Raw genomic sequence first — 19,529 nt, forward strand, 5'->3', positions numbered from 1 at the left:
GAAGCCAAAAACACGCGCGGAAAGGCTTGTCAAGGCATCTTTCCCGCCTTGACAAGCCTTTCCGCGCGTAGTCACAATCAGCTTCGGGGTGCCCCCACCGCAACACTCACCAAAAGCAAAACCCCCACCACCAAACAGCCAACCAAAACCAAACTCAATGCTTCTCGTGAATCAGCGACCAAGGCGACGGAAACACCCCCACCGGCACCTTCACCACCGCAGGCCGCCGCGCCGCGATCGCCGCCCCCACCTCCCTCTCCACCGCCGCAGCATCCTCCGCCAACGCGAAGTCCACCCCAAACGCCCGAGCCAGCAACCCAAAATCAGGATTAGTCAACTCCGACCCGATAAACCTTCCCCCGTAACTATCCCGCTGAATCCGCCAAACATTCCCGAACCGGGAATCCTCGAACAACACAGTCACCAACGGAATCCCGTACTTCTTGGCAGTCGCGAACTCCTGCATCGACCACCCGATCCCCCCGTCCCCAGTCACCGCGACCACCGGACGCCCCCCAGCCCCCACCGCCGCACCGAGCGCAGTCGGCATCGCATAACCCAGCGTCCCCTGATACCCCGGCCACACATAAGACCGCGGTGCCCGCACCGGAAACCCATAAGTCGACACATACCCGATCTGCGTCAGTTCATTGACATAAACCCCGTCCTCAGGCAACGCCGCCCGAATCGCGTCAACGAACTCCATCTGCGGACCGACCAGCTTCCGAATCCGCCCCTCGCACTCCTCCCGAAGCCGCCCAAGCTCCTCACCCCACGTCGCCCGCGGAGCAAGCCGCCCGACCAACGCCTCCAGCACAGCCACCGCGTCAGCATTCACCGCGAGATCCGGCCGACGAGGCGGACGAAGATCCGCCGCGTCGATATTGACCAGCGCGAGCCGCGCGTCCCCGATATTCAGCTGCTGCCCGAACGGAGTCAGGAACCGGCTCCCGAACGACACCACCAGATCCGCGGTGGACCGCAATTCCCACAACGCGAACGCAGGCAGCGCATGCGGATCGCGAGCATCGATCGCGCCCCGCCCGTTCTCGCTCATCACCACCGGCGCGTCGAGCAACTCAGCGAGCCGCGCCAAAAGCTTGAAAGCACGCGGATCCCGCATTCCGCCGCCGACGTGGATCACCGGCCGCTCGCTCGCCGCCAGCAGCCGCGCGAGTTCGGTGACCTCCCGCTCCGGCGCTTCCGGCTCCCGCACGCCGAACGGCTCGCCCGGCTTGAGATCCGCGACCGCGTGCAAAAGATCCGGACCGAGTTCGAGCGCGACCGGACGCGGCCGTCCAGTACGCATCTGCCGGAAACCCTCGTGAACGAGATCCGGGATCTCCTCGACCCGCTTGGGCCGCGCGGACCACTTCGTCAGCCCCTGGACCGTGTCCGTCTGCCGCGGGATCTCGTGCAGCGCACCGAGTCCGGAGCCGACGAGCGGGGACGGGATCGTGCCGGCCAGCAGCATCACCTGCGATGAGCAGGCGTACGCCGTTGCCATCCCAGCTCCGGCGTTCAGTACTCCAGGCCCAGGCACGACCATCGCGACCCCCGGCCGTCCGGACGCGCGGTAGTAGCCGTCCGCCATGTAGCTGGTCGCCTGCTCGTGCCGGGGAACGACCAGCTCCAGCTTGTCGCGCTCGCGGTACATGCCGTCGGTGAGCCCGTCCAGCTGGACCCCGGGAATGCCGAAGACCGTGTCGACGCCCTCGCTGATGAGCGCCCTGGCGAGCGCGTCACCGCCTGTCATCTGTGCCATGCGGATCCCTCTCGTCAAATGTCTATAATGAATATAGATCAAATCTCGGGCAGCTGGCAACGGAAGAGGCGAGCATGACTCTCGAAGGACAGGTGCAGGCCTACGCCGACCGGCTCGGGCGGCCGGTCATCGTGTTCGACGTCGACTTCACCGTCATCGCATTCAGCGTCCACGACCAGGACGTCGACCATGCCCGGCTGGCGATCATCTTGTCCCACAAAGGATCTTCGCGGGCCCGTGAGTCCATTCGGGACTACCGGGTCGGCCAGTCGCGGAACCCGGTCCGGATCCCGCCGCTCGACGGCGGGCAGTCGCGGCTCGTCGCGCCGGTCCGGCACGAGGGACGGCTCGTCGGCTACCTCTCCTCGACCATCCCCGAGGACGACGAATCCCCCTACGAGGACGACGACGAGCTGCGCGATCGCCGCGCGCAGATCGGGTTGCTGCTGGCGGCGATGGCGCTGGGCAACCGGGAGGACGAGGACCGCGCGCGACGCCTGCTCGCCGCGCTCCTCGAAGGCAACGACGACCAGCGCGTCCGGGCTGCCGATGAACTGCTCGCCAGCGGCCTGCTGTCCCCCGTTCCGCACTACACGGTGATTTCGATCGCGACCCCGCCCCGGGCCGAGCCCAGTTCGGCGACGCTGCGGCTGGCGCTTGACCGGGCGCTGTCGAGCATCCCCGTCTTTCCCACCCTGAAAGCCGTCGGCGCGGTACTCGGCAGCGAAGCCGTCCTGCTGGTGCCGTACGAAATCGACACCGACCGACTGTCGGCCCTCCTTTCCCAGCCTGCCTTTTCGGGCCTACACGCCGGAGTCGGCGGGGCGCACGCGCCACTGTCCGGCGTCCACCGCTCGCTGCGGGAAGCCCGGATCGCCTTGCGCGGCAGCGACACCGGCTGCGTGGTCCACTGGTCGGAACTGGGATTGGACCGGCTGCTGTTGCAACTCCCACTCGAGGAACTTGATATCTCAGATCTTCCCGATGCCGTACGACGAGTGCTCGACGCGCAGTCCGGGCCGGATCTCGCGCAGACCCTGGAGACCTATCTCGACTGCGGCTGCGACGCACAACGCACGGCACTGACCCTGCACGTCCACCGCAGCACCCTCTACTACCGGCTGGATCGCGTGCGTGCGGTCGCCGAGGTCGATCTGGCCGACGGAAAAGTGCGCCGGGAACTCCACGCCGGACTTCGGATCGCGACGCTCGCCGGACTTCGCTAGCCGCGTCGCGCCCAATTGACTATATTCAATGTGAACTTTTACGGAAGGGTCCCGCATGAACGCACTGCTGACCACCGTCTCGGTCGCCGACGACCGCGGGCGGCCGATCCTGGACGCCGCGACCCGGGAGGTCGTCGGCCACGCCCCGGTGCATACGGTCGACCAGCTCAACGCCGCGATCGCCGCTGCCGCGACGGCTCAGCCGTCGTGGGCCGCGCTGGGGCATACCGAACGTTCGCGGCTTTTGCACGTCATCGCGGACGACATCGACGCGCACGCCGAAGAACTCGGCGAAATCATCACCGCTGAACAAGGCAAGGCCGGTGGCGCCGGCGAGGCACACGGCGCCGCGCACTGGCTCCGGGCCGCGGCGGACACCGTGCTCGAACCGCAGTCGCTGCCGGACGGAGCGGAACTGCACTACGTTCCGCTCGGCGTCGTCGCGTCGATCGGCCCGTGGAACTTCCCGGTGATGATCGCCGTGTGGCACGTCGCACCAGCGCTGCGGATGGGAAACACGGTGGTGCTCAAGCCTTCCGAGAACACTCCGCTGAGCGTGCTCGCGCTCGCGGAGATCTTCCGCCGCCACCTCCCGGCGGACGTGCTGACCGCCGTGTCCGGCGATCGCGAGGTCGGCGCCGCGCTGGCCGCGCATCCGCGGATCGCCAAGATCGTGTTCACCGGCTCGACCGCGACCGGACGCCGGATTGTCGAAAGCTCGGCGGGGAATCTCGCCCGGCTCACCCTGGAGCTGGGCGGCAACGACGCCGCGATCGTGCTGCCCGGCACCGACGTGGACGCTGTCGCCGACAAGCTGTTCTGGGCGGCGTTCATGAACACCGGCCAGGTGTGCGCCGCGCTCAAACGGCTTTACGTGCACGAGTCGATCTACGACGACGTCGTCTCGGCGCTGGCCGAACGCGCCGAGAAAGCGCCGATGGGACCGGGACAGGACAAGGCGAACCGGCTCGGGCCGGTGCAGAATCCCGCACAGTTCGAGATCGTCTCCCGGCTGGTGGAAGAGGCTCGTGCGCACGGCGCCCGCGTCGTCACCGGCGGCATGCCGGCGACGGAACTGGGGCCGCTGTTCTACCGGCCGACGATCATCGCGGACGTCGAGGACGGCGCAGCGGTGGTCGACGAGGAACAGTTCGGTCCGGTGCTGCCGGTGATCCGGTACTCCGACGTGGACGACGCGGTGCGCCGCGCCAACGGCACTGACCAGGGGTTGGGCGCTTCGGTGTGGGGCGCGGACGCTGACGAGGCGGACGCGGTGGCGCGGCGGATGGAGGCGGGCACCGTGTGGATCAACCAGCACGGCGGCGTCGATCCGGCGATTCCGTTCGGCGGGACGAAGTCGTCGGGCTACGGGCTGGAGTTCGGCGTGGAGGGCCTGAAAGCCATGGCTGCCACCAAAGTCATCCGCCGGTGAAACCAGTGAAGGCCTCCCCGGGGGATTTCCCCGGGGAGGCCTTCACTGTGGGCCGGTGGTCAAGCGCCGCGAAGCTTTTCCCACAACCCGGCCGCGGCCGCCCGGTCGGGCGGGGTCCCTCGCCACACCACAGTCTGGTCCTGGCGTACCAACGTGATGGGGCAAAGATATTCATCCGGCAGCGCATCGACTTCAACGGAAGCGAAAGGGATATCTCGGCTTGCCGCTTCAACGGTCAATGCTGAGATATCAACCCCGCGCCCGGCAATCGCCGTGTAGCCGGGGCAAAGACGGTCGTACAGCGAGGACCCGTCCGCCAGCGTGAAGTGCGGGGCACGGCAACCGGGCACCGTGGACGGCGTGTAGCTGCCCATCGTGTAGCCCGGTGCCTCTTCGCCGTCGTAAGCGATGATCGGGGAATCGTGGTAGGCGTAGCCATAATTCAGGCCTGCGGCGGCGAACTGCGGCTCGTTCAACTCCCGTACCGCGGCTCCGAAGGACTCGCGAGCGGCCGCTCCGGCTGGGGTGTCGTCTTCGAGTTCGGCGGGAAGCCCCGGCCGGGCGAGCTTCCGCTGATGGTTCATCGCGAAGTGCGACACTTGCTCGGTGATCGGCCGCCGTTCGGCTTCGTAGGCGTCCAGGATCCCTTCCTCTGCCCAGCCGCCGAGGCGGGCGCCGAGCAGCCAGGTCAGGTTGAGCACGTCTGCGATGCCCGCGTTCATCCCGAATCCGGCGAACGGCACCCACAGATGGGAAGCGTCCCCGGCGAGGAACACCCGCCGGTCCCGGAAGCGGTCGGCGAGCAGGCGTCGCGCGATCCAGTCCTCTTTGGACACGACGTCGTACTCGAAAGCCTCGTCCACGCCGAGAATCGCTCGGATCGCCGCGTCCCGGTCGACAGCTTCTTCCGGCGAGGAAAGGTACGTGTGCACGAGAAAGGTCTCACTGCCGTCGATCGCGTACACGTGTCCGACACGGCGAGAGTTGAACGTGTAGTAACCCCACGCCCGCGGTTCGTCGGCGGTCATCAGCGAGTACAGCTTCGGCGCGCGGATGCACGTGGACTGCACGTGCTGGAGCACCGGATCTCCGCTGAGCTTCGCGCCGATCTGCTTGCGCACCGCCGAACGGCCGCCGTCCGCACCGATGAAGTACCGCGCACGCAGAATCCGTTCACCCGAGCCATCGGACACTACTGCCGAAACGGACGACGCGTCCTGACTCACCGAGTGGAACCGGGTGCGGTTGAGCAGCGTCACGCCGGGCGCGGCAGCGGCGTTCCGGGCGAGGATCGGTTCCAGGAACGTCTGGTTGATCCGGTGCGGCGGCTCCGGCGTCGCCCAGCTCGTGTCGGGGCCGGTGCGCGAGGTGTACCGCTCACCGCTCGCCGGGATCGGAATCCGCGACAGTTCCCGCCCGGTCAGCGAGGTCCGGAACGCGACGTCCTGCGGGTAGTCTCGCGGAAGCCCGGCCGCGCGCACCTCGGCGGCGATCCCAAGCCGGCGAAAGCTTTCCATCGTGCGCGAGGCGACGTGATTGCACTTGACGTTCGGTGGTTCCAGGAACTCTCGTTCCTCGACGACGATCACCGACACCCCGCGGCTGCTCAGGTCGAGCGCGGCGACGAGGCCGACCGGACCGGCCCCGACGACGAGGACGTCTGCGTCCATGGTTTCTCCGTTCAGCACGGCATTCCTTGCGCCACTACGCCAAGGTGCTCAGTCATCAGGCGGCGGGCAGCGGCCTCGTCGCGGTCCTCGATGGCCTGGAGGATGCGGCGGTGCGCATCGACGGCACGGGCCGCCCGTTCGGCGTTCGTGTGCACGGCATACACGCTTTCCCTGGGCCGGTTGAGTGCGCCGACCGACGCGGCGATCGCCGGATTTCCGCTGAGCAGGCCGAGCCGGGCGTGGAATTCCAGCGACAGTGGGTTGTAGCGGCTGGCGTTGTGGACGTGTTTCCCCGATTCCTCGACCAGCGCTCGCAATTGCGCTACCTGGTCGTCCGCTGCGGCACGCGCTGCGAGCGCTGCGGCCGCCGGTTCGACCGCGTGCTGCGCTTCCAGAAGCTGTTCGGTGCGCATGCCGTGCAAATGCAGCTGGATGGAAAGCGAATCCGCGATCCGGCTGATGTCCGCTTCCACCTCTTCCGCCGTGCTGAGTTCGCGGTATTCGCCGGACCAGTACAGCAACGGCTGCCCGGTTCCCCCGCCCGCGGAAACAACTTCGCCGACGAGGATGATGTGGTCGCCGCCGCCGAGCATCGTGTGCACGGTGCAGTCGAACCAGCTGAGCGCACCGGTGACGACTGGAGCACCAGTGGCCTCGGTGTGCGTTTCGACCTCGTCAAATCGCTCCTTGCTCCGGCCGCGGCCTCGACGGGCGAAACAAGCGGAGACCTCCTGCTGGTGACGGCCGAGCACGTTGATCGCGAAGACCCCGCTCGCCCGGATCTCATCGAGAATCGGGCTGTGCGAATTGATCGAGACCGTCACCAAAAGCGGGTTCAGTGAGAGGGATACGAACGAGGTCGCCGTGATTCCGTAAAGGTGGCCGTCTAGCGCCGTGGTCACCACAGTGACACCTGAGGCGAATCTCCCAGCGGCTTGGCGGAAGCTGTCGATTCGTTGCTGGTCGGAAGACAACGGGTTCACCTCCCTTCGTCCGGAGCACCGAGCTGTCGGAAGTCGTAGACGTCCAAAGTGGTCTCGCCGGATCGGAGCCGGTCCAGATAGGACTGTTCCTTCTCCGCGCGGGAACGGGACGCGTTCAGGACGCGGTCGTACTCGTTCGCCGGGAACACGACGATCCCGTCCCGGTCGGCCACGACGAGGTCGCCGCGGCTAACCACCCGGCCGCGCAAGGTGATCGGGCGGCCGACCGTTCCCGGCCAGTGCTTGATCGTGCCGCGGATCGAAATCGCCGTGCTGAACGCCGGGAACCCGAGTGCCGCGAGCTGTTGTGTGTCGCGGACACCACCGTCGATGACCAGACCGTGGATCCCGCGTGCCTGCGCCGCGACCGCCATCACCTCGCCCCAGTACCCGAACGGCGCGCCACCGGCGTCGACCACGAGAACGTCACCGGGGCCAGCGGCCTCGATCCCGTGGTGCAGCGCGAGGTTGTCGCCGATCTGTGCCGACACCGGCACCGCGCGGCCGACCAGCTGCGCGCCGTCCCACGCCGGCCGGAACGCGGGGTCCAGGAAGCAGTCGAGGCCGGAAGCCTCGTACAGCGTGGCGGTGCCGAGCGTCAGCAGTTCCCTGGTGTCTTCGTCCAATGTGGTCATGCTTCCGCCCGCTGCAGATCGTGGTAGCCGTACTTCGCACGGGCTTCGGCGATCGTCGCGCCGCCGAGAGCCGCGGCGAGGATCGCCTCTTCGCGAGCCTGGATCATTTCGGCGACCTCCAGTACGTCGTTCTCGCAGTCGCGCGGGATCGCCACGACCCCGTCCGAGTCGCCCAGCAAGATGTCACCGTGGCGAACTGTCACGCCACCGATGGTCACTGGTCCGCGTTCCTCGGCGACCTCGACCCGGTCCTTGCCGGTGCGCATGAAGCGGCCGCGGCTGTAGATCGGGTAGCCGATGGACAGCGCCCGGTGCGTGTCGCGGCAGACGCCTTCAATGACCGTGCCTGAGATACCACGCTGGTGCGCTACTGCGGTCAGGATGTCGCCCCATACCGTGCAGTCGAGGCGGCCGTCGTTGTCGAGCACGATCACCTGCCCCGGTTCGACCTGATCGATGAAATCGCCGACCGTTCCGGCCGGGACCTGTGCGCTGACGTACCGCACGGTGAACGCGCGGCCGGCCATCCGCTGTCCGTCCGCCAGCGGCGCGAGACCCAGCAGGCTGCCCGGACGTTTGAGCTTGTCGAGGGCGTCGGAGACCGTCGCGGTGCCGAGCACGGCGAACCGGTCGATAAGGGCTTCGGACATCAGCGCTGCTCCGCGGTGACTGTGGGGAATTGGGAATCGTGCATGACCTCTTGCACGTCACGACCGGACCGGACCGCCTCCGCCATCCGGGTTTCGCGCTCGGCGATCCGCTGTGCGAGGCCGATGACGCGTTCGGCGTCTCCGGCGGCGACGAAGACGACCCCGTTGACGTCCGCGAGCACAAAGTCTTGCGACGCCACTGAGATACCAGCGATCTGGATGCGCTCGTCCATCGCGGCCTGCACGATGCGGCCCCGCGCGCTGACCGGCACCGCCGTGCGAGCGAAGACCGGGAGCTTCAGCGCCTCGCTCTCCTGGACGTCGCGGCAAGCTCCGTCCACGATGACGCCCGCCACGCCACGCCGGACCGCGGCTTCGGCGAGCAAGCCGCCCCAGCAGGAGACGTCGGTGCGGCCGTGGTTGTCGATCACCACGACGTCGTCCGGCTCGGTGATCGCGACCAGCGGGGTGGCGATGTGCGTCGCCGGCCCGGCGGTGGCTTTGGGCGCCGCGGTGACCGTGCGCACGCGACCGGCCAGGACCGTGCCTACCGGCCACATCGGCTTCAGCTCGGTGACCGCGCCAGGCAGGCCGAGAGTGTCTAGTGCGTCGGAAACCGCACAGCTGTCGAGTCCGCGCAGTGCGGTGATGATCTCTTCGGGAGACATGCTCACTTCCGTTCCCAGGTGAGGAAGCACATCGCGTTGCCGGTGCCGGCTTCCGTGCGGTAGCACGGCTCGTAGTCCGCGCTCGTCACGGCGAGACCGGCCTCGTCGGCGATCCCGGCCACCGCGATCCAGTTGCGCAATTCCGAAGCACCGGACCGCATCTCCGCGGCCGGGACAGCCGAGAGGTAGCCGGCGTCGTGGTCCCGCAATGCCTGGATGAACTCCTGGTCCAGTTTCTCGTCGATCACGAAATGACTGAGCCCGCCCGAAGCGACGACACCGACGCGCAGGTCGCCGGGGAACGACTGGATCGCCCGGCCGACCGCGCGCCCGAAGTCGTAACACCGCTTCGCGCCCGGCGGGTTCGGTTCCCAGAAGGTGTTGATGAAGATCGGCACCATCGGCAGCGTCGATTCCTGGCCGAGGAATCGCTGGTAGATGAACCCGAAGCCGTGCGGGATCGTGTGGTTCTCGTACCGCCCGGACGGAATCACCTCGGTGGCTCCGGTGTCGAAGTCCTCGGCCTGGGTCGATTGGATGATGTGCTTGCCGAGCGCGCGGTGGGCGGGCCGCATGATCGTGCGGTCCGGGACGTCGCCGGTCGCGGCCTCGGCCAGGCCGGGGGCCATCGCGTCGAGCTGCGCCTGGGTGAACGGCACGTGCGCGACCTCGTCGCCCCAGAACACCGAGAACGGGGCGAGCCATTCGTCGCCGTAGGTTTCCTTGTGGTCGCTGGAAACGATGACGAGGGCGTCGACGTTCTGGGCCTTGATGAAGCCCGCGAGCCGGTCCATCGACCGCTGGCAGCTTTCCCAGCGGCGCGCCATCACCTCGGGAGTGATCTCGTTCGAGAAGTCCTCGCGCAGCTCGCGCAGTTCCTCGTAGCTGTAGGTCTCGCCGCGGAACTTCAACCCCTTGCTGGCGCGGTCCGCCGTGCCCCTGATATCCCAGGCGTGGGGTGGTGGCGCCTTCAGCTGTGGTCCGTGCGAAGTGCCGAACCCGGCGACAATTTCGGTCATGGTCGTCTCCGCTCAGAGCTGGAAGAGCGCGCGGGCGTTGTTTTCGAGGACGTCGGCGTGCTCCTTGTCGCCGAGCCAGGCGATGTCGTCGATGAGCAGGTGGATGTCGTCGAACCAGCGGCCGGTCTCCGGGTCGATCTGCGAGCCGGTGCCCGGTTTCTCCGAGCCGAACAGGACCCGGTCGGTGCCGACGACCTTCATCAGCAGCTCGAGGCTGTCCTGGGTGTAGAGGCAGGAGTCGAAATGCAGCCGGCGCAGTTTGTCCAGATAGGACACTCCAGTGCGCACCACAGAGGGCAGGAACCGGCCTACTTGGTACGGAATCGCGCCCCCGCCGTGCGAGACGATCACCTTGAGCTCCGGGAAATCCTTCAGCACGGCGGAGTTCACGAGGCTCCACACCGCGATGGTTTCTTCCTGGATGAAGTGCAGGCTGTACGGTTCCCGCGCGGGCGGTTTGCACCCGGCCGCGTGCAGCAGCACCGGCACGTCGAGTTCGCACAGCACCTCGTACACCGGATACCAGTACCGGTCGCCGAGAGCGAGCGGGGTTTCCGTGCCCTCGTGCGGATCGGTGTTGAGCATCGCGCCGACGAAGCCGAGTTCGGTCACCGCGCGGCGCAGCTCAGCGGTCCAGTCCCGAGGCGTCAGGTCCGGGCTCTGCGGGAGCCCGGCGACGCCTTTGAACCGGCCGGGGAACAGTTCGGTGGCGCGGTGGATGAGGTTGTTGGTCTCCTCGGTGAACCACTGCACGAGTTTGGCAGGCCGTTCGCTGTGCATCATCTGGAACGGGCGGGGCGAGATCATCTGCAGGCCGATCCCGGCGCCGTCGAGGTGCGCCAGGTGCGAGATGTCGCCGAAGCTCGGGTGCGGGTGGTGATACGCCGCGGCGAGCGCGTCGTCGCTGATGGCGGGCGGTTTGCCGCCGTGCGCGCCACGGTGCGACAGCAGCGAGGCTTTCCAGGCGTAGTAGGCGTCCGGCGCGGACATGTGGCCGTGGACGTCGATGATCACGGCGGGCTCCTTCGCGGTCAGAGATCTCAGACGAGCGGCTTGCTGATGAGTTCGTCGACGCGCGCGTCCGTCGCCGACGTGTCGTAGAAGCGCAACAGCCGGGTGCGGCCGGCACCGGGGTCGCCGCGGTGCAGGTACTCGTAAAGCTCCTGGCGCATGCCGAAGCTCGAACCGGCGAGTTCCCAGCCGAGCCGGAACAGCCGCGCCTTCTCCGCGGCTCCGATGTCGTGGCCGCGCATGTAGAGGTCCAGGAACGGGCGCAGTTCGGGGTTCGCGAGGTCGGCTTCGGTCGGCTGCATGATGAGGCCGGACGCGGCGACCTGGCGCAAGATCTGAACCATCCGCGCTGAGATGTCAGCCGACCAGAAGCCGACGCCGTTGGTATTGCTGGGGGCGAGGTGCCCGCCCGGCGTCACGACGGCGTCGGCCTCGGCGCCCTTGATCGCCAGTTCGAGCGTCTGGACGTAGGAGATGAGTTCGCCCAGCTGTTCCTGGATGCCGCGGAAGGTGTCCACCCCGATGGAATGCGCGAGCTTCTTCGCGACCGAGGTGAAGAACTTCATCCGGGCGAGGAAGCGGATGTGCGTGCTCTGCAGGCTCCAGACGTTGATCCGGCCGAGGCCCTTGAGCGCCCGCAGGGAGTCGCCGAGCAGGAAGATGCGTTCGCGTGGCAGGAAAACGTCGTCGAAGAACAGCATCGCGTCCTGTTCGTCGTACCGGTTGCCGAGCGGGTGTGAGTGGCCGCTCTCCGGCGCGCCGAGCGGTTCGCGCAGCAGGATCTTCAAGCCTGGCGTGTTCATCGGCAGCGCGAACCAGATGACGAAGTCCTCCGCGCCACGCGCGGCAGTAACGCCGTTGAGATATACCAGCACCTCGTGCGAGAACGGGGCGAGCGTGGCGAGTTGCTTGGCCCCGCGCAGGATTACGCCCTCCTCACGCTCCTCCACCACGCGCAGGGCGAGGTCCGGATCGTCGAGCGGGGTGGCGCTGCGGTCGATCTGCGGGTCGCCGAGCGCGTGCGTGAGGACGAGGTCGTGCTCCATCGCGAACCGGCGGTAATCCCGCGCGTTCTGGCCGAAACCTTCGCGGTTCTGTTCGAGTTCGTCGGCATAATCGGCGAGGCCAGCCACCACGTTCGACATGAAGTCGGGCGAACGGCCGAGTTGCCCGAGGCTTTCCCGCATCCACCATTCCGAGGCGGCGAATTTGGCGCGCAATTCCTCCGGGGTCTTCGGGAGCGAAAACGCGTAGCTGACCTCGTTGCCGGTCTCCTCGGACTTGACCAGGGTCGCCGCCCGCCCCTCGGGGGTGGCGAACCGCAGGTCGAGCAGCCGGGCGAACTCGTCGACAGTCGGCTTGAGCGCCGGGTGCTCCGCGACGTTCCCGACGCGCCGGCCGTCGAGCCAGACCTCGCGGCCGTCGTCGAGGCTCTTTTTGTACTGTTCGCCGGTCAGCGCCCCGGTGGCACCGGAAATGTCCATGTACTCCGACTCCTTTGTCTGTGACGGGCCCGCACCGGGCGACGATTCGAAGCTACGGAAACGGGAGCGCCGCGGAATCGGTCCGCTGCGGGAATCTCCGCCGCGGGCGTCCGACACGGTGTAGGAAGGTCCGACGCGGTGTCGGAAACGCTCAGCGCTGGACCGTCGGGACCGTCACCCATTGCCAGTAGGTGAATTCGTCCAGGTTCCAGTGCCCGCCGTGCCGTCCGCCGTTGCCGGACGCGCCGAGCCCGCCCATCGGAATGTGCGCGGCGTCGTAGATGGTCTGGCCGTTGAGGGCGACCATCCCGGCGCGCAAGCGGGCGGCGAAACCGAGGGCGCGCGCGACGTCCCGGCTGTGGATCGCCGCGGACAGGCCGTATTCGGTGGCGTTGGCCAGTTCGAGCGCTTCTTCTTCGGTGGAGAATCGGGTCACCGGAGCGACCGGGCCAAAGATCTCACTCCGGAAAGCTGCGTTGTCAGCGGTGACGCCGTCCAGCACGGTCGGTTGGTAGAACGCCCCGTCGTGCGTGGCCCCGTGCACGACCCGCGCGCCTCCGGCGACCGCTGCCTCGACGATGCCGTGCACTCGCTCGGCCTGCGCGGTCGTGATCAGCGGGCCGAGTGTCGTACCGGGTGCCTTCGGATCGCCGAGCCGCAGTTTCCCGGCCGCTGCTTGGAGCCGTTCGACGTACTCGTCGGCGACGCTTTCGTGCACGAGATGCCGTCCAGTGGCCATGCAGATCTGCCCCTGGTGCCGGAAAGTTCCGCCGGCGCCACCGGCCGCCGCGCGATCGAGATCAGCGTCCGCCAGCACGATGAAGGCGTTGTTGCCGCCGAGTTCGAGTACCACTCGCTTGAGCAGGCCGCCCGCGATCTCGCCGACCCGGCGGCCAGCGGCGGACGATCCGGTGAACGAGATCGCGTTCGTGTGCGGCGAACGCACCACCGCCTCGCCGGTCGCGGCACCGCCGGGGAGCACGTGCAGCACGCCGTCGGGAAGACCGGCGCGCTCGAAGATGTGCGCAAGCACCGCGCCGCCAGAGAAGGCGGTCTTCACGTCGGGCTTGACCAGCACCGCGTTGCCGAGCGCGAGCGCCGGGGCGACCGAGCGCATGGCGAGCATCAGCGGTGCGTTCCAAGGCGCGATCACCCCGACGACACCGACCGGGATCCGCCGGGCCATTCCCAGCGTCGCCGGGTCTTCCACCGGGAGGAGATCGCCCTGCGACATCGTGACCAGCCCGGCCGCCGCGATCAGTTCGTCGATCGCTTTGTCGACCTCGTGCTTCGCCTTGGCGGGGAGCGAACCGCTTTCGCGCACAAGCACGTCCTCGACGTCCGCGCGGACATCGCGCAATACCTCGGCGGCCCGGGTGAGGACGTCGGCCCGCACGCGGTACGACGCGCGGCCCCACTCAGCCTGTACCTGACCCGCGCGTGCTCCGGCCCGTTCGACGTCATGTTGGTCGGCGATGCCGGCGAGGCCCACTTTCCCGCCGTCGCCCGGCGAGACCACCGGCTGCGTGCCTCCCCCTCCGGTACGCCAACCGCCGGAGTAGATATGCCCGTCTGCGTCGCTGAGATCCCACCGGGCCATCGTCGTCGCCTGCCAATCCTGGTGCGGGTGCGGAGATCGCCGCGATGCTAGGCCGGGGCGAGGCACTGCTTCATCGCCTCGGCGACGCAAATCCCGCAGCCGTGACTCGACACCGTGTCGGAATCACTGCCACAACTGGTCGTTCACGCGAACCTCGATCAGCCGCGGACCGTCATCCGGGCCCAACTGCTGGTCCTCGGCGAGAGCGGCCCGCAACCCGGCGGCTCCGTCGACCGTCGTCGCCTTGATGCCGAAGGACATCGCCAACGCTGATATCTCAACGCCGCTGATGTCGGTGAGCGGATACACCCCGCGCTCGGCCGCCGCGCCTCCGCTTTTCCCCAGACCGGCGACCACGGCCTGGTACTTCCCGTTGTTCACCACCAGATATGTCACCGGCAGCTGGTGACGTACCACGGTCCAGAACGCGGGCACCCCGAACTGGACGACGCCGTCGCCGACCACCGCGAGCACCCGCTCGCGCCGCGCCATCGCCACGCCCGCCGCCGCGCCCATGCCCCAGCCGAGCGAGCCGCTCGCGGTGGCGAACAGCGAATCCGGCCGCGTGCGCTGGAGAAAGCGCAGCAACGGCAACGTCGAGGTGACCGCGTCGAGAACCAGCAAACGTTCCCCGCCGACGACGTCCGCGAGAACGCGCATCGCCACCGCCGCACTGAAATCCCCGTCCAGCGGAACCTGGGCCTCCCAGCGGGCTCGCCGGTCCTCGCTGTCTTTCCGCACTCGCGCAAGCCACTCGCTCCGCGACGGTGCGCACTCTGGGCGGATCCCTTCGGCCAGTCCGCGCAGCACCGCCGCAGTGTCGCCGACGACGGCTCCGGCTGGCACATACCGGCGGCCAGGCTCGGCAGCGTCTTCGGAAAGATGCAGCAGAGGGACGCCGGACGGCAGCGCCGCGACCTCGGCCGAGAACTCCAGCGGCGTCGGCATGCCCGCCAGCACCAGCAGGTCGGCTTCCGCCATCAGCGGCGCGCGGGGCTCGAACAATCCGGCGTAGAGCGGATGATCCGTGCGGAAGGACCACCGTTCGAGATCTCGCCGGGACTCTGCGAACACCGGCGCGCCGAGCCGTTCGGCCAGTCGCGTCAGGTCCGCCTCGGCCCGGCGCCGGGCCACGTCCGATCCGGCGACGACCACCGGCCGCCGTGCCGCGTCGAGCAGGGCGCTCGCCTGCCGGACAGCCTCCGCTGCCGGACCTTGCCGCACCCCGCGGCGGACCGGAGGCGCGACGCCCGGTTCCTCCTCGGCGGCCAAATGGTCTTGCGGGATCGTGAGAATCGCGGGCTGCTCCGGAACGACGGTGGTATGCCAGAGCGTCCGGCTGACATCTTCCAGCAGGTCCTCGGCGCGGAGATTCTGCCAGGCATAACCAACGTACGGCGCGGCCGTTTCGAGCAAACGCGGCGAAGTCGTCAGCGCACGGTGCGGGAGGGTCGCAGTTTCCTTGATCCCCGCGAGAATCGCGACGCTGCTGCGCGCGACCTGCGCGGCGTACAGATGTGCCAAGCCATTCGCGACGCCGACGTTCGTGTGCAGATAGGCCACGCCGATCCGGCCGGAGGCACGCGCGTAGCCGTCCGCCATGGACACCGAGATCGCTTCGTGGGTGGTCAGCACGAACTCGGGTCCGCCTCGGCTGGTGGCAAGAGCGTCGAGCACTGGTATCTCACTGGTGCCGGGACAGCAGAAAACGCGTTCGACTCCCCACTGCGCCAAGGTGTCCAGCAACCGCGCGGCAACCGTCATGTCGCCTCCTCACCGCCTCGACGGCCCCGCACGTTACGCAGCGCGCCGCGCCGGGCGCTCCGACGCGGCGACGGAAGAAACCCGGGCAAGGGTGCGACACGGTGTCGGGATCCGGAGTAGGTTGCGATCTTGACCCCGGCGAAAGGCAAGGCAGCACAATGACTTCTGCCCGGCACGACGGAGACACCTGGGACCTGGCGTCCAGCGTCGGCGCGACCGCGACGATGGCCGCGGCGGCGCGGGCGATCGCGACCCGCGAGGACGGGACGCTGTTCTCGGACCCGTTCGCCGAACCGCTCGTGAAGGCAGTCGGCGTCGACCTCCTCGCCCAGCTGGCCTCCGGCGAGACCGCCTCGGGCGACCTGGTCGGGCAGGTCTGGATCGACGCGGCCAAAATCCGCGGCAAGTTCTACGACGAGTTCTTCCTCGGCGCGGCCAGCTCGGGCATCGACCAGGCCGTGATCCTGGCGTCCGGACTGGATTCCCGCGCCTACCGGCTGCCCTGGCCGGACGGGACCGCGGTGTACGAAATCGACCAGCCCCCGGTGGTCGAGTTCAAGACCCGCACCCTGGCCGGACTGGGAGCCGAGCCCACCGCCGACCGGCGAGCGGTCGCCGTCGACCTGCGCGACGACTGGCCCGCCGCCTTGCGCGCCGCCGGTTTCGACCCGGCCCGCCCGACCGCGTGGAGCGCCGAAGGCCTGCTGGGATATCTGCCGCCCGAGGCACAGGACCGGTTGCTGGACACCGTTACCGGGCTCAGCGCGCCGGGAAGCCGGGTCGCCACCGAAAACCGGCCGAACCCGCGCCCCGGGGACGAGGACAAGACGAAGGAACGCCTCGACCGCATCTCCGCACAATGGCGCGGCGAGGGTTTCGACACCGACATGACGAGGCTGCGCTACTTCGGCGAACGCAACGAAGCCGCGCCGTACCTGACCGGGCTCGGCTGGACGGTCGAGGGAAGCACCGTCCGGGAACTGCTCGCCGCCAACGGCCTCCCGCCGCTGAAGGACGACGATCTGCGCATGGGCGACCTTCGGTACATCAGCGGCATTCTGGCCTAGCGAGCCCGTGGCCAAGCCGTCACGCCTGGTCATGGCCGCTTCGTAGCCGGCTTGTGATGGTGGTCACGAGGCATACCGCGGGTTTGCCCCTCGCTCCCCGCGAATCCCGAGCACAGCCCCGGATCCTGAAGGGTTTTCCGGTTCGGTCACCCCGTCGCCGCAGGTCAACGGCAGATAACGGTTTCATGGAGATCCGTGCGTTCCGAGCGAGGATCGGCGGGTGCTCGCGCCCGCCGACCAGGTTCGTTTCGCCTTCGAGCCGCTGTACAGCCTCTACAGCGGCTCGGCTGTCGCAGTCGAAGCGATCGGGCATCCCGCGACCGGCTGGGTGCAGGATCTTCTCGACGCGGCGGGCGACCAGGCCCAGCTGATCGACGCCGATCTCGACCTCGCGGCACGCGCGGCCGCGGCGGTCCCGCAGACCGCTGCCGGGATGTCACTGCATCTCAACCTGAGCGCCAGCACCGCCAGCGCGCCCGCCGAGCGGTTCATCCCGCTGTTGCAAACCCTCGAACGCACCGGCCGCCGTCCCGCCGACGTCGTGCTGGAGGTTACCGCTCCGCTCGCCCTGCCGGATCCGCCGGCCCTGTTGCGGGGCCTGAACCGGCTCCGCGACCTCGGCTTCCGGCTGGCCTTCGACCGGCTCGGCGCGGCGGGCCTGCCGATGAACCTCCTCGCCGAAGCGCCGATCGAAATGATCAAACTGGACCGCGCGACGCTGCGCCGGCTGCCCGCGAACGCGGCGACCGTCGCGCTCGTCGGAGCGCTGGTGCAGTTCGCTGCCCAGACCGATCTGCGGCTGGCCGCCACCGGGATCGAGAACGACGCGGAACTCGACGTCGCGCGGCGCGCCGGAATCCGGCTGATGCAAGGAAATCTGTTCGCCACGGCGGCTCCCGAACGCGTGCTGCCCACTGCCGAACGCGGCGACCAGCCCGGCACCATGGTGGTTTCGCCCGCCGCTGGGCTGCGAATCCCCGAATTCCTGCGGCAGGCCAAAACCCTGCCGGACGACGCGACGTGCGACGACGTGCACGCGATCCTTTCCGCCGAACACGCGCCGAAGGCGATCGTCGGGCTCGACCAGCAGGCTCGTCCACAGTGGACTATCGACCGGATGCGGTTCCTGCTGGCGGTGACCGGCCGCTACGGACACGCCCTGTATTCCGGGAAACCCGCCGCGAAACTGGCCGGCCCGCCGCGGCTGGTCCGGATCGGCACCGGCACCCGCGAACTGCTGGAACTCATCGCCGACGGCGGGGCCGAGCACAGCGGAGACGACCTCGTGGCGATCGACGCGTCCGGCCGCTACCAGGGCGTGGTGCGCCCGAACGAGGTCATGCGCCGGATGGCCGCGGTGAAGGTCGAGGCCGCGGTCGCGCTCAATCCGCTCACCCGGCTGCCCGGCAGCGACGCGATCGCGCAGGACGTCGCCCGACGGGCGGGGGCCGGACGGCCGTTTGTCGTGGCCTGGCTGGACATCGACCAGTTCAAGCGGCTCAACGACACCGCCGGGTTCGCCGCGGGCGACGACCTCATCCGCGCCATCGGCCGGGCCCTCACCGACCACGCCCGACGGCTCGGCGACGTCACCGTCGGCCACGTCGGCGGCGACGATTTCCTGGTCGTCTGCGGCGTCGAGGACATCACGTCCCTCGCCGACGCGGTCCTCAGCCACGACTGGTCCGCGGACGGCATCTCGGTCACGCTCTCCCTGGCAAGCCTGGTCCAGACCGGCGCTTCCGCAGGCTCGTATCGCGAAAGCGCGCGGCTGCTGGCTCCGTTGAAGAAACAAGCCAAGGGAATCCGGGGATCCAGCTGGGTCAACAGCTGGCCAGGAGCCGGACGCGCGCAAGTTCTCCGCGGCAGCAAGGAAACGAACGGCCGAGCGCCGGAACTGCTGCGCCAACGGTAGTCCTCCCCGGCAATTCATCCTTCGTCCTTGGCCAGCAGCCGCCCGAGCCGAGAAATCGCTCCGGTTTCTGGACTGAGCGATCCGATCGGCCCCCGGCCGATCGGATCGGAAGGGAAGAAACCGGATGAAAGCGATTTCTCCGCCGCGACGAAGTCGCGGCAATCAAACACCGAGCCGGGCCCGCGCCTGTTCGGTCTGCGGTGTGAACAGGTTGACGAGGTTGCCGTCCGGGTCGCGGAACAGCAGCGAACGGTTGCCCCACGGCATCGTGGCCGGTTCCTGCACGACGTCCGTGAGCAGCGGCTGGAGCCGGGCGTACTCCCGGTCCACGTCCTCGACCAGGAACTCCAGGATCACGGTCCGGTTCGACTCCGGCACCGCCGCACCCGCGCTGAACAGCGCCATCGTCTCGGCGCTGCCGATCGCGAGTGTCGCGGTCTCGCCGGCGAACTCGGCGAACTGCTGCGCCGGGCGGCTCGCCGCGAGGCCGGTCACCTGCTCGTAGAAGGACGTCAGACGGTCGACGTCACCAGTGATGATTCGGACGGAAGTCAATTGCACAGCCACTTTCCTTTCTGGGTTGCTTGCCTGGTGACCACGCTAGGAGCAATAGTGGACAGGATCCGCCCGGTATTGCGAG

16 protein-coding genes are annotated in these 19,529 nt (G+C 68.4%); 4 read left to right on the forward strand and 12 right to left on the reverse strand.

Going from position 1 to position 19,529, the window contains the following annotated elements; all coding sequences use genetic code 11:
• Positions 1 to 154: 154 nt before the first annotated feature.
• Complete coding sequence (locus ACWGIC_RS12340; protein WP_452075971.1) at positions 155 to 1,765, reverse strand: thiamine pyrophosphate-binding protein; 1,611 nt, start codon at positions 1,763 to 1,765, stop codon at positions 155 to 157.
• A gap of 74 nt (positions 1,766 to 1,839) precedes the next feature.
• Here ACWGIC_RS12340 and ACWGIC_RS12345 point away from each other — a divergent pair, with 74 nt between their 5' ends.
• Complete coding sequence (locus tag ACWGIC_RS12345; protein ID WP_452075972.1) at positions 1,840 to 2,991, forward strand: PucR family transcriptional regulator; 1,152 nt, start codon at positions 1,840 to 1,842, stop codon at positions 2,989 to 2,991.
• A gap of 55 nt (positions 2,992 to 3,046) precedes the next feature.
• Entirely contained in the window at positions 3,047 to 4,423 is a 1,377-nt protein-coding gene (locus tag ACWGIC_RS12350; protein WP_452075973.1) for an aldehyde dehydrogenase family protein, read from the forward strand.
• 59 nt (positions 4,424 to 4,482) lie between these two features.
• Here the strand turns inward: ACWGIC_RS12350 and ACWGIC_RS12355 are convergent, their stop codons facing one another.
• From ACWGIC_RS12355 to ACWGIC_RS12400, 10 genes are all read right to left on the reverse strand, one after another.
• On the reverse strand, positions 4,483 to 6,093 hold the full coding sequence (locus tag ACWGIC_RS12355; protein WP_452075974.1) for an FAD-dependent monooxygenase: 1,611 nt from the start codon (positions 6,091 to 6,093) through the stop codon (positions 4,483 to 4,485).
• 11 nt (positions 6,094 to 6,104) lie between these two features.
• Positions 6,105 to 7,076 carry a flavin reductase gene (locus tag ACWGIC_RS12360; RefSeq protein ID WP_452075975.1) on the reverse strand — a complete coding sequence of 324 codons (972 nt, stop codon included), beginning with the start codon at positions 7,074 to 7,076 and terminating at the stop codon, positions 6,105 to 6,107.
• Positions 7,073 to 7,711: a 4-carboxy-4-hydroxy-2-oxoadipate aldolase/oxaloacetate decarboxylase gene (locus ACWGIC_RS12365; protein ID WP_452075976.1), complete on the reverse strand. Its 639-nt coding sequence runs from the start codon at positions 7,709 to 7,711 to the stop codon at positions 7,073 to 7,075. Before ACWGIC_RS12365 ends, ACWGIC_RS12360 begins: the two co-directional genes overlap by 4 nt.
• On the reverse strand, positions 7,708 to 8,361 hold the full coding sequence (locus tag ACWGIC_RS12370; protein WP_452075977.1) for an RraA family protein: 654 nt from the start codon (positions 8,359 to 8,361) through the stop codon (positions 7,708 to 7,710). Before ACWGIC_RS12370 ends, ACWGIC_RS12365 begins: the two co-directional genes overlap by 4 nt.
• Positions 8,361 to 9,029: an RraA family protein gene (locus tag ACWGIC_RS12375; protein WP_452075978.1), complete on the reverse strand. Its 669-nt coding sequence runs from the start codon at positions 9,027 to 9,029 to the stop codon at positions 8,361 to 8,363. The genes ACWGIC_RS12370 and ACWGIC_RS12375 overlap by 1 nt, the downstream gene beginning before the upstream one ends.
• Positions 9,030 to 9,031: 2 nt before the next feature.
• Positions 9,032 to 10,048: a DODA-type extradiol aromatic ring-opening family dioxygenase gene (locus ACWGIC_RS12380; protein WP_452075979.1), complete on the reverse strand. Its 1,017-nt coding sequence runs from the start codon at positions 10,046 to 10,048 to the stop codon at positions 9,032 to 9,034.
• 12 nt (positions 10,049 to 10,060) lie between these two features.
• The gene (locus ACWGIC_RS12385; RefSeq protein ID WP_452075980.1) at positions 10,061 to 11,062 is read right to left on the reverse strand and encodes an amidohydrolase family protein; all 1,002 of its coding nucleotides are present in this window, start codon (positions 11,060 to 11,062) and stop codon (positions 10,061 to 10,063) included.
• A gap of 26 nt (positions 11,063 to 11,088) precedes the next feature.
• Positions 11,089 to 12,543 (reverse strand): 4-hydroxyphenylacetate 3-hydroxylase family protein, encoded by a 1,455-nt coding sequence (locus ACWGIC_RS12390; protein WP_452075981.1) that lies wholly within the window; start codon positions 12,541 to 12,543, stop codon positions 11,089 to 11,091.
• 151 nt (positions 12,544 to 12,694) lie between these two features.
• Complete coding sequence (locus ACWGIC_RS12395; RefSeq protein ID WP_452075982.1) at positions 12,695 to 14,143, reverse strand: aldehyde dehydrogenase family protein; 1,449 nt, start codon at positions 14,141 to 14,143, stop codon at positions 12,695 to 12,697.
• Positions 14,144 to 14,266: 123 nt separating this feature from the next.
• Positions 14,267 to 15,907, reverse strand: coding sequence for a thiamine pyrophosphate-binding protein (locus ACWGIC_RS12400; RefSeq protein ID WP_452075983.1), 1,641 nt, complete (start codon positions 15,905 to 15,907; stop codon positions 14,267 to 14,269).
• A gap of 158 nt (positions 15,908 to 16,065) precedes the next feature.
• Here ACWGIC_RS12400 and ACWGIC_RS12405 point away from each other — a divergent pair, with 158 nt between their 5' ends.
• Both ACWGIC_RS12405 and ACWGIC_RS12410 read left to right on the forward strand, forming a co-directional pair.
• Positions 16,066 to 16,974: an SAM-dependent methyltransferase gene (locus ACWGIC_RS12405; protein WP_452075984.1), complete on the forward strand. Its 909-nt coding sequence runs from the start codon at positions 16,066 to 16,068 to the stop codon at positions 16,972 to 16,974.
• A 220-nt stretch (positions 16,975 to 17,194) separates the two neighbouring features.
• On the forward strand, positions 17,195 to 18,889 hold the full coding sequence (locus ACWGIC_RS12410; RefSeq protein ID WP_452075985.1) for a bifunctional diguanylate cyclase/phosphodiesterase: 1,695 nt from the start codon (positions 17,195 to 17,197) through the stop codon (positions 18,887 to 18,889).
• 162 nt (positions 18,890 to 19,051) lie between these two features.
• Here the strand turns inward: ACWGIC_RS12410 and ACWGIC_RS12415 are convergent, their stop codons facing one another.
• Positions 19,052 to 19,450: a VOC family protein gene (locus ACWGIC_RS12415; RefSeq protein ID WP_452075986.1), complete on the reverse strand. Its 399-nt coding sequence runs from the start codon at positions 19,448 to 19,450 to the stop codon at positions 19,052 to 19,054.
• Between the last annotated feature and the right edge of the window lie 79 nt (positions 19,451 to 19,529).

The organism is Amycolatopsis sp. NPDC054798 (assembly GCF_053611505.1).

Bases quoted from the DNA above. Each gene is read 5' to 3' on its own strand.
- ACWGIC_RS12340 (WP_452075971.1), bottom strand. From the start codon at position 1,765: ATGGCACAGATGACAGGCGGTGACGCGCTCGCCAGGGCGCTCATCAGC.
- ACWGIC_RS12345 (WP_452075972.1), top strand. From the start codon at position 1,840: ATGACTCTCGAAGGACAGGTGCAGGCCTACGCCGACCGGCTCGGGCGG.
- ACWGIC_RS12350 (WP_452075973.1), top strand. From the start codon at position 3,047: ATGAACGCACTGCTGACCACCGTCTCGGTCGCCGACGACCGCGGGCGG.
- ACWGIC_RS12355 (WP_452075974.1), bottom strand. From the start codon at position 6,093: ATGGACGCAGACGTCCTCGTCGTCGGGGCCGGTCCGGTCGGCCTCGTC.
- ACWGIC_RS12365 (WP_452075976.1), bottom strand. From the start codon at position 7,711: ATGACCACATTGGACGAAGACACCAGGGAACTGCTGACGCTCGGCACC.
- ACWGIC_RS12370 (WP_452075977.1), bottom strand. From the start codon at position 8,361: ATGTCCGAAGCCCTTATCGACCGGTTCGCCGTGCTCGGCACCGCGACG.
- ACWGIC_RS12375 (WP_452075978.1), bottom strand. From the start codon at position 9,029: ATGTCTCCCGAAGAGATCATCACCGCACTGCGCGGACTCGACAGCTGT.
- ACWGIC_RS12380 (WP_452075979.1), bottom strand. From the start codon at position 10,048: ATGACCGAAATTGTCGCCGGGTTCGGCACTTCGCACGGACCACAGCTG.
- ACWGIC_RS12390 (WP_452075981.1), bottom strand. From the start codon at position 12,543: ATGGACATTTCCGGTGCCACCGGGGCGCTGACCGGCGAACAGTACAAA.
- ACWGIC_RS12395 (WP_452075982.1), bottom strand. From the start codon at position 14,143: ATGGCCCGGTGGGATCTCAGCGACGCAGACGGGCATATCTACTCCGGC.
- ACWGIC_RS12400 (WP_452075983.1), bottom strand. From the start codon at position 15,907: ATGACGGTTGCCGCGCGGTTGCTGGACACCTTGGCGCAGTGGGGAGTC.
- ACWGIC_RS12405 (WP_452075984.1), top strand. From the start codon at position 16,066: ATGACTTCTGCCCGGCACGACGGAGACACCTGGGACCTGGCGTCCAGC.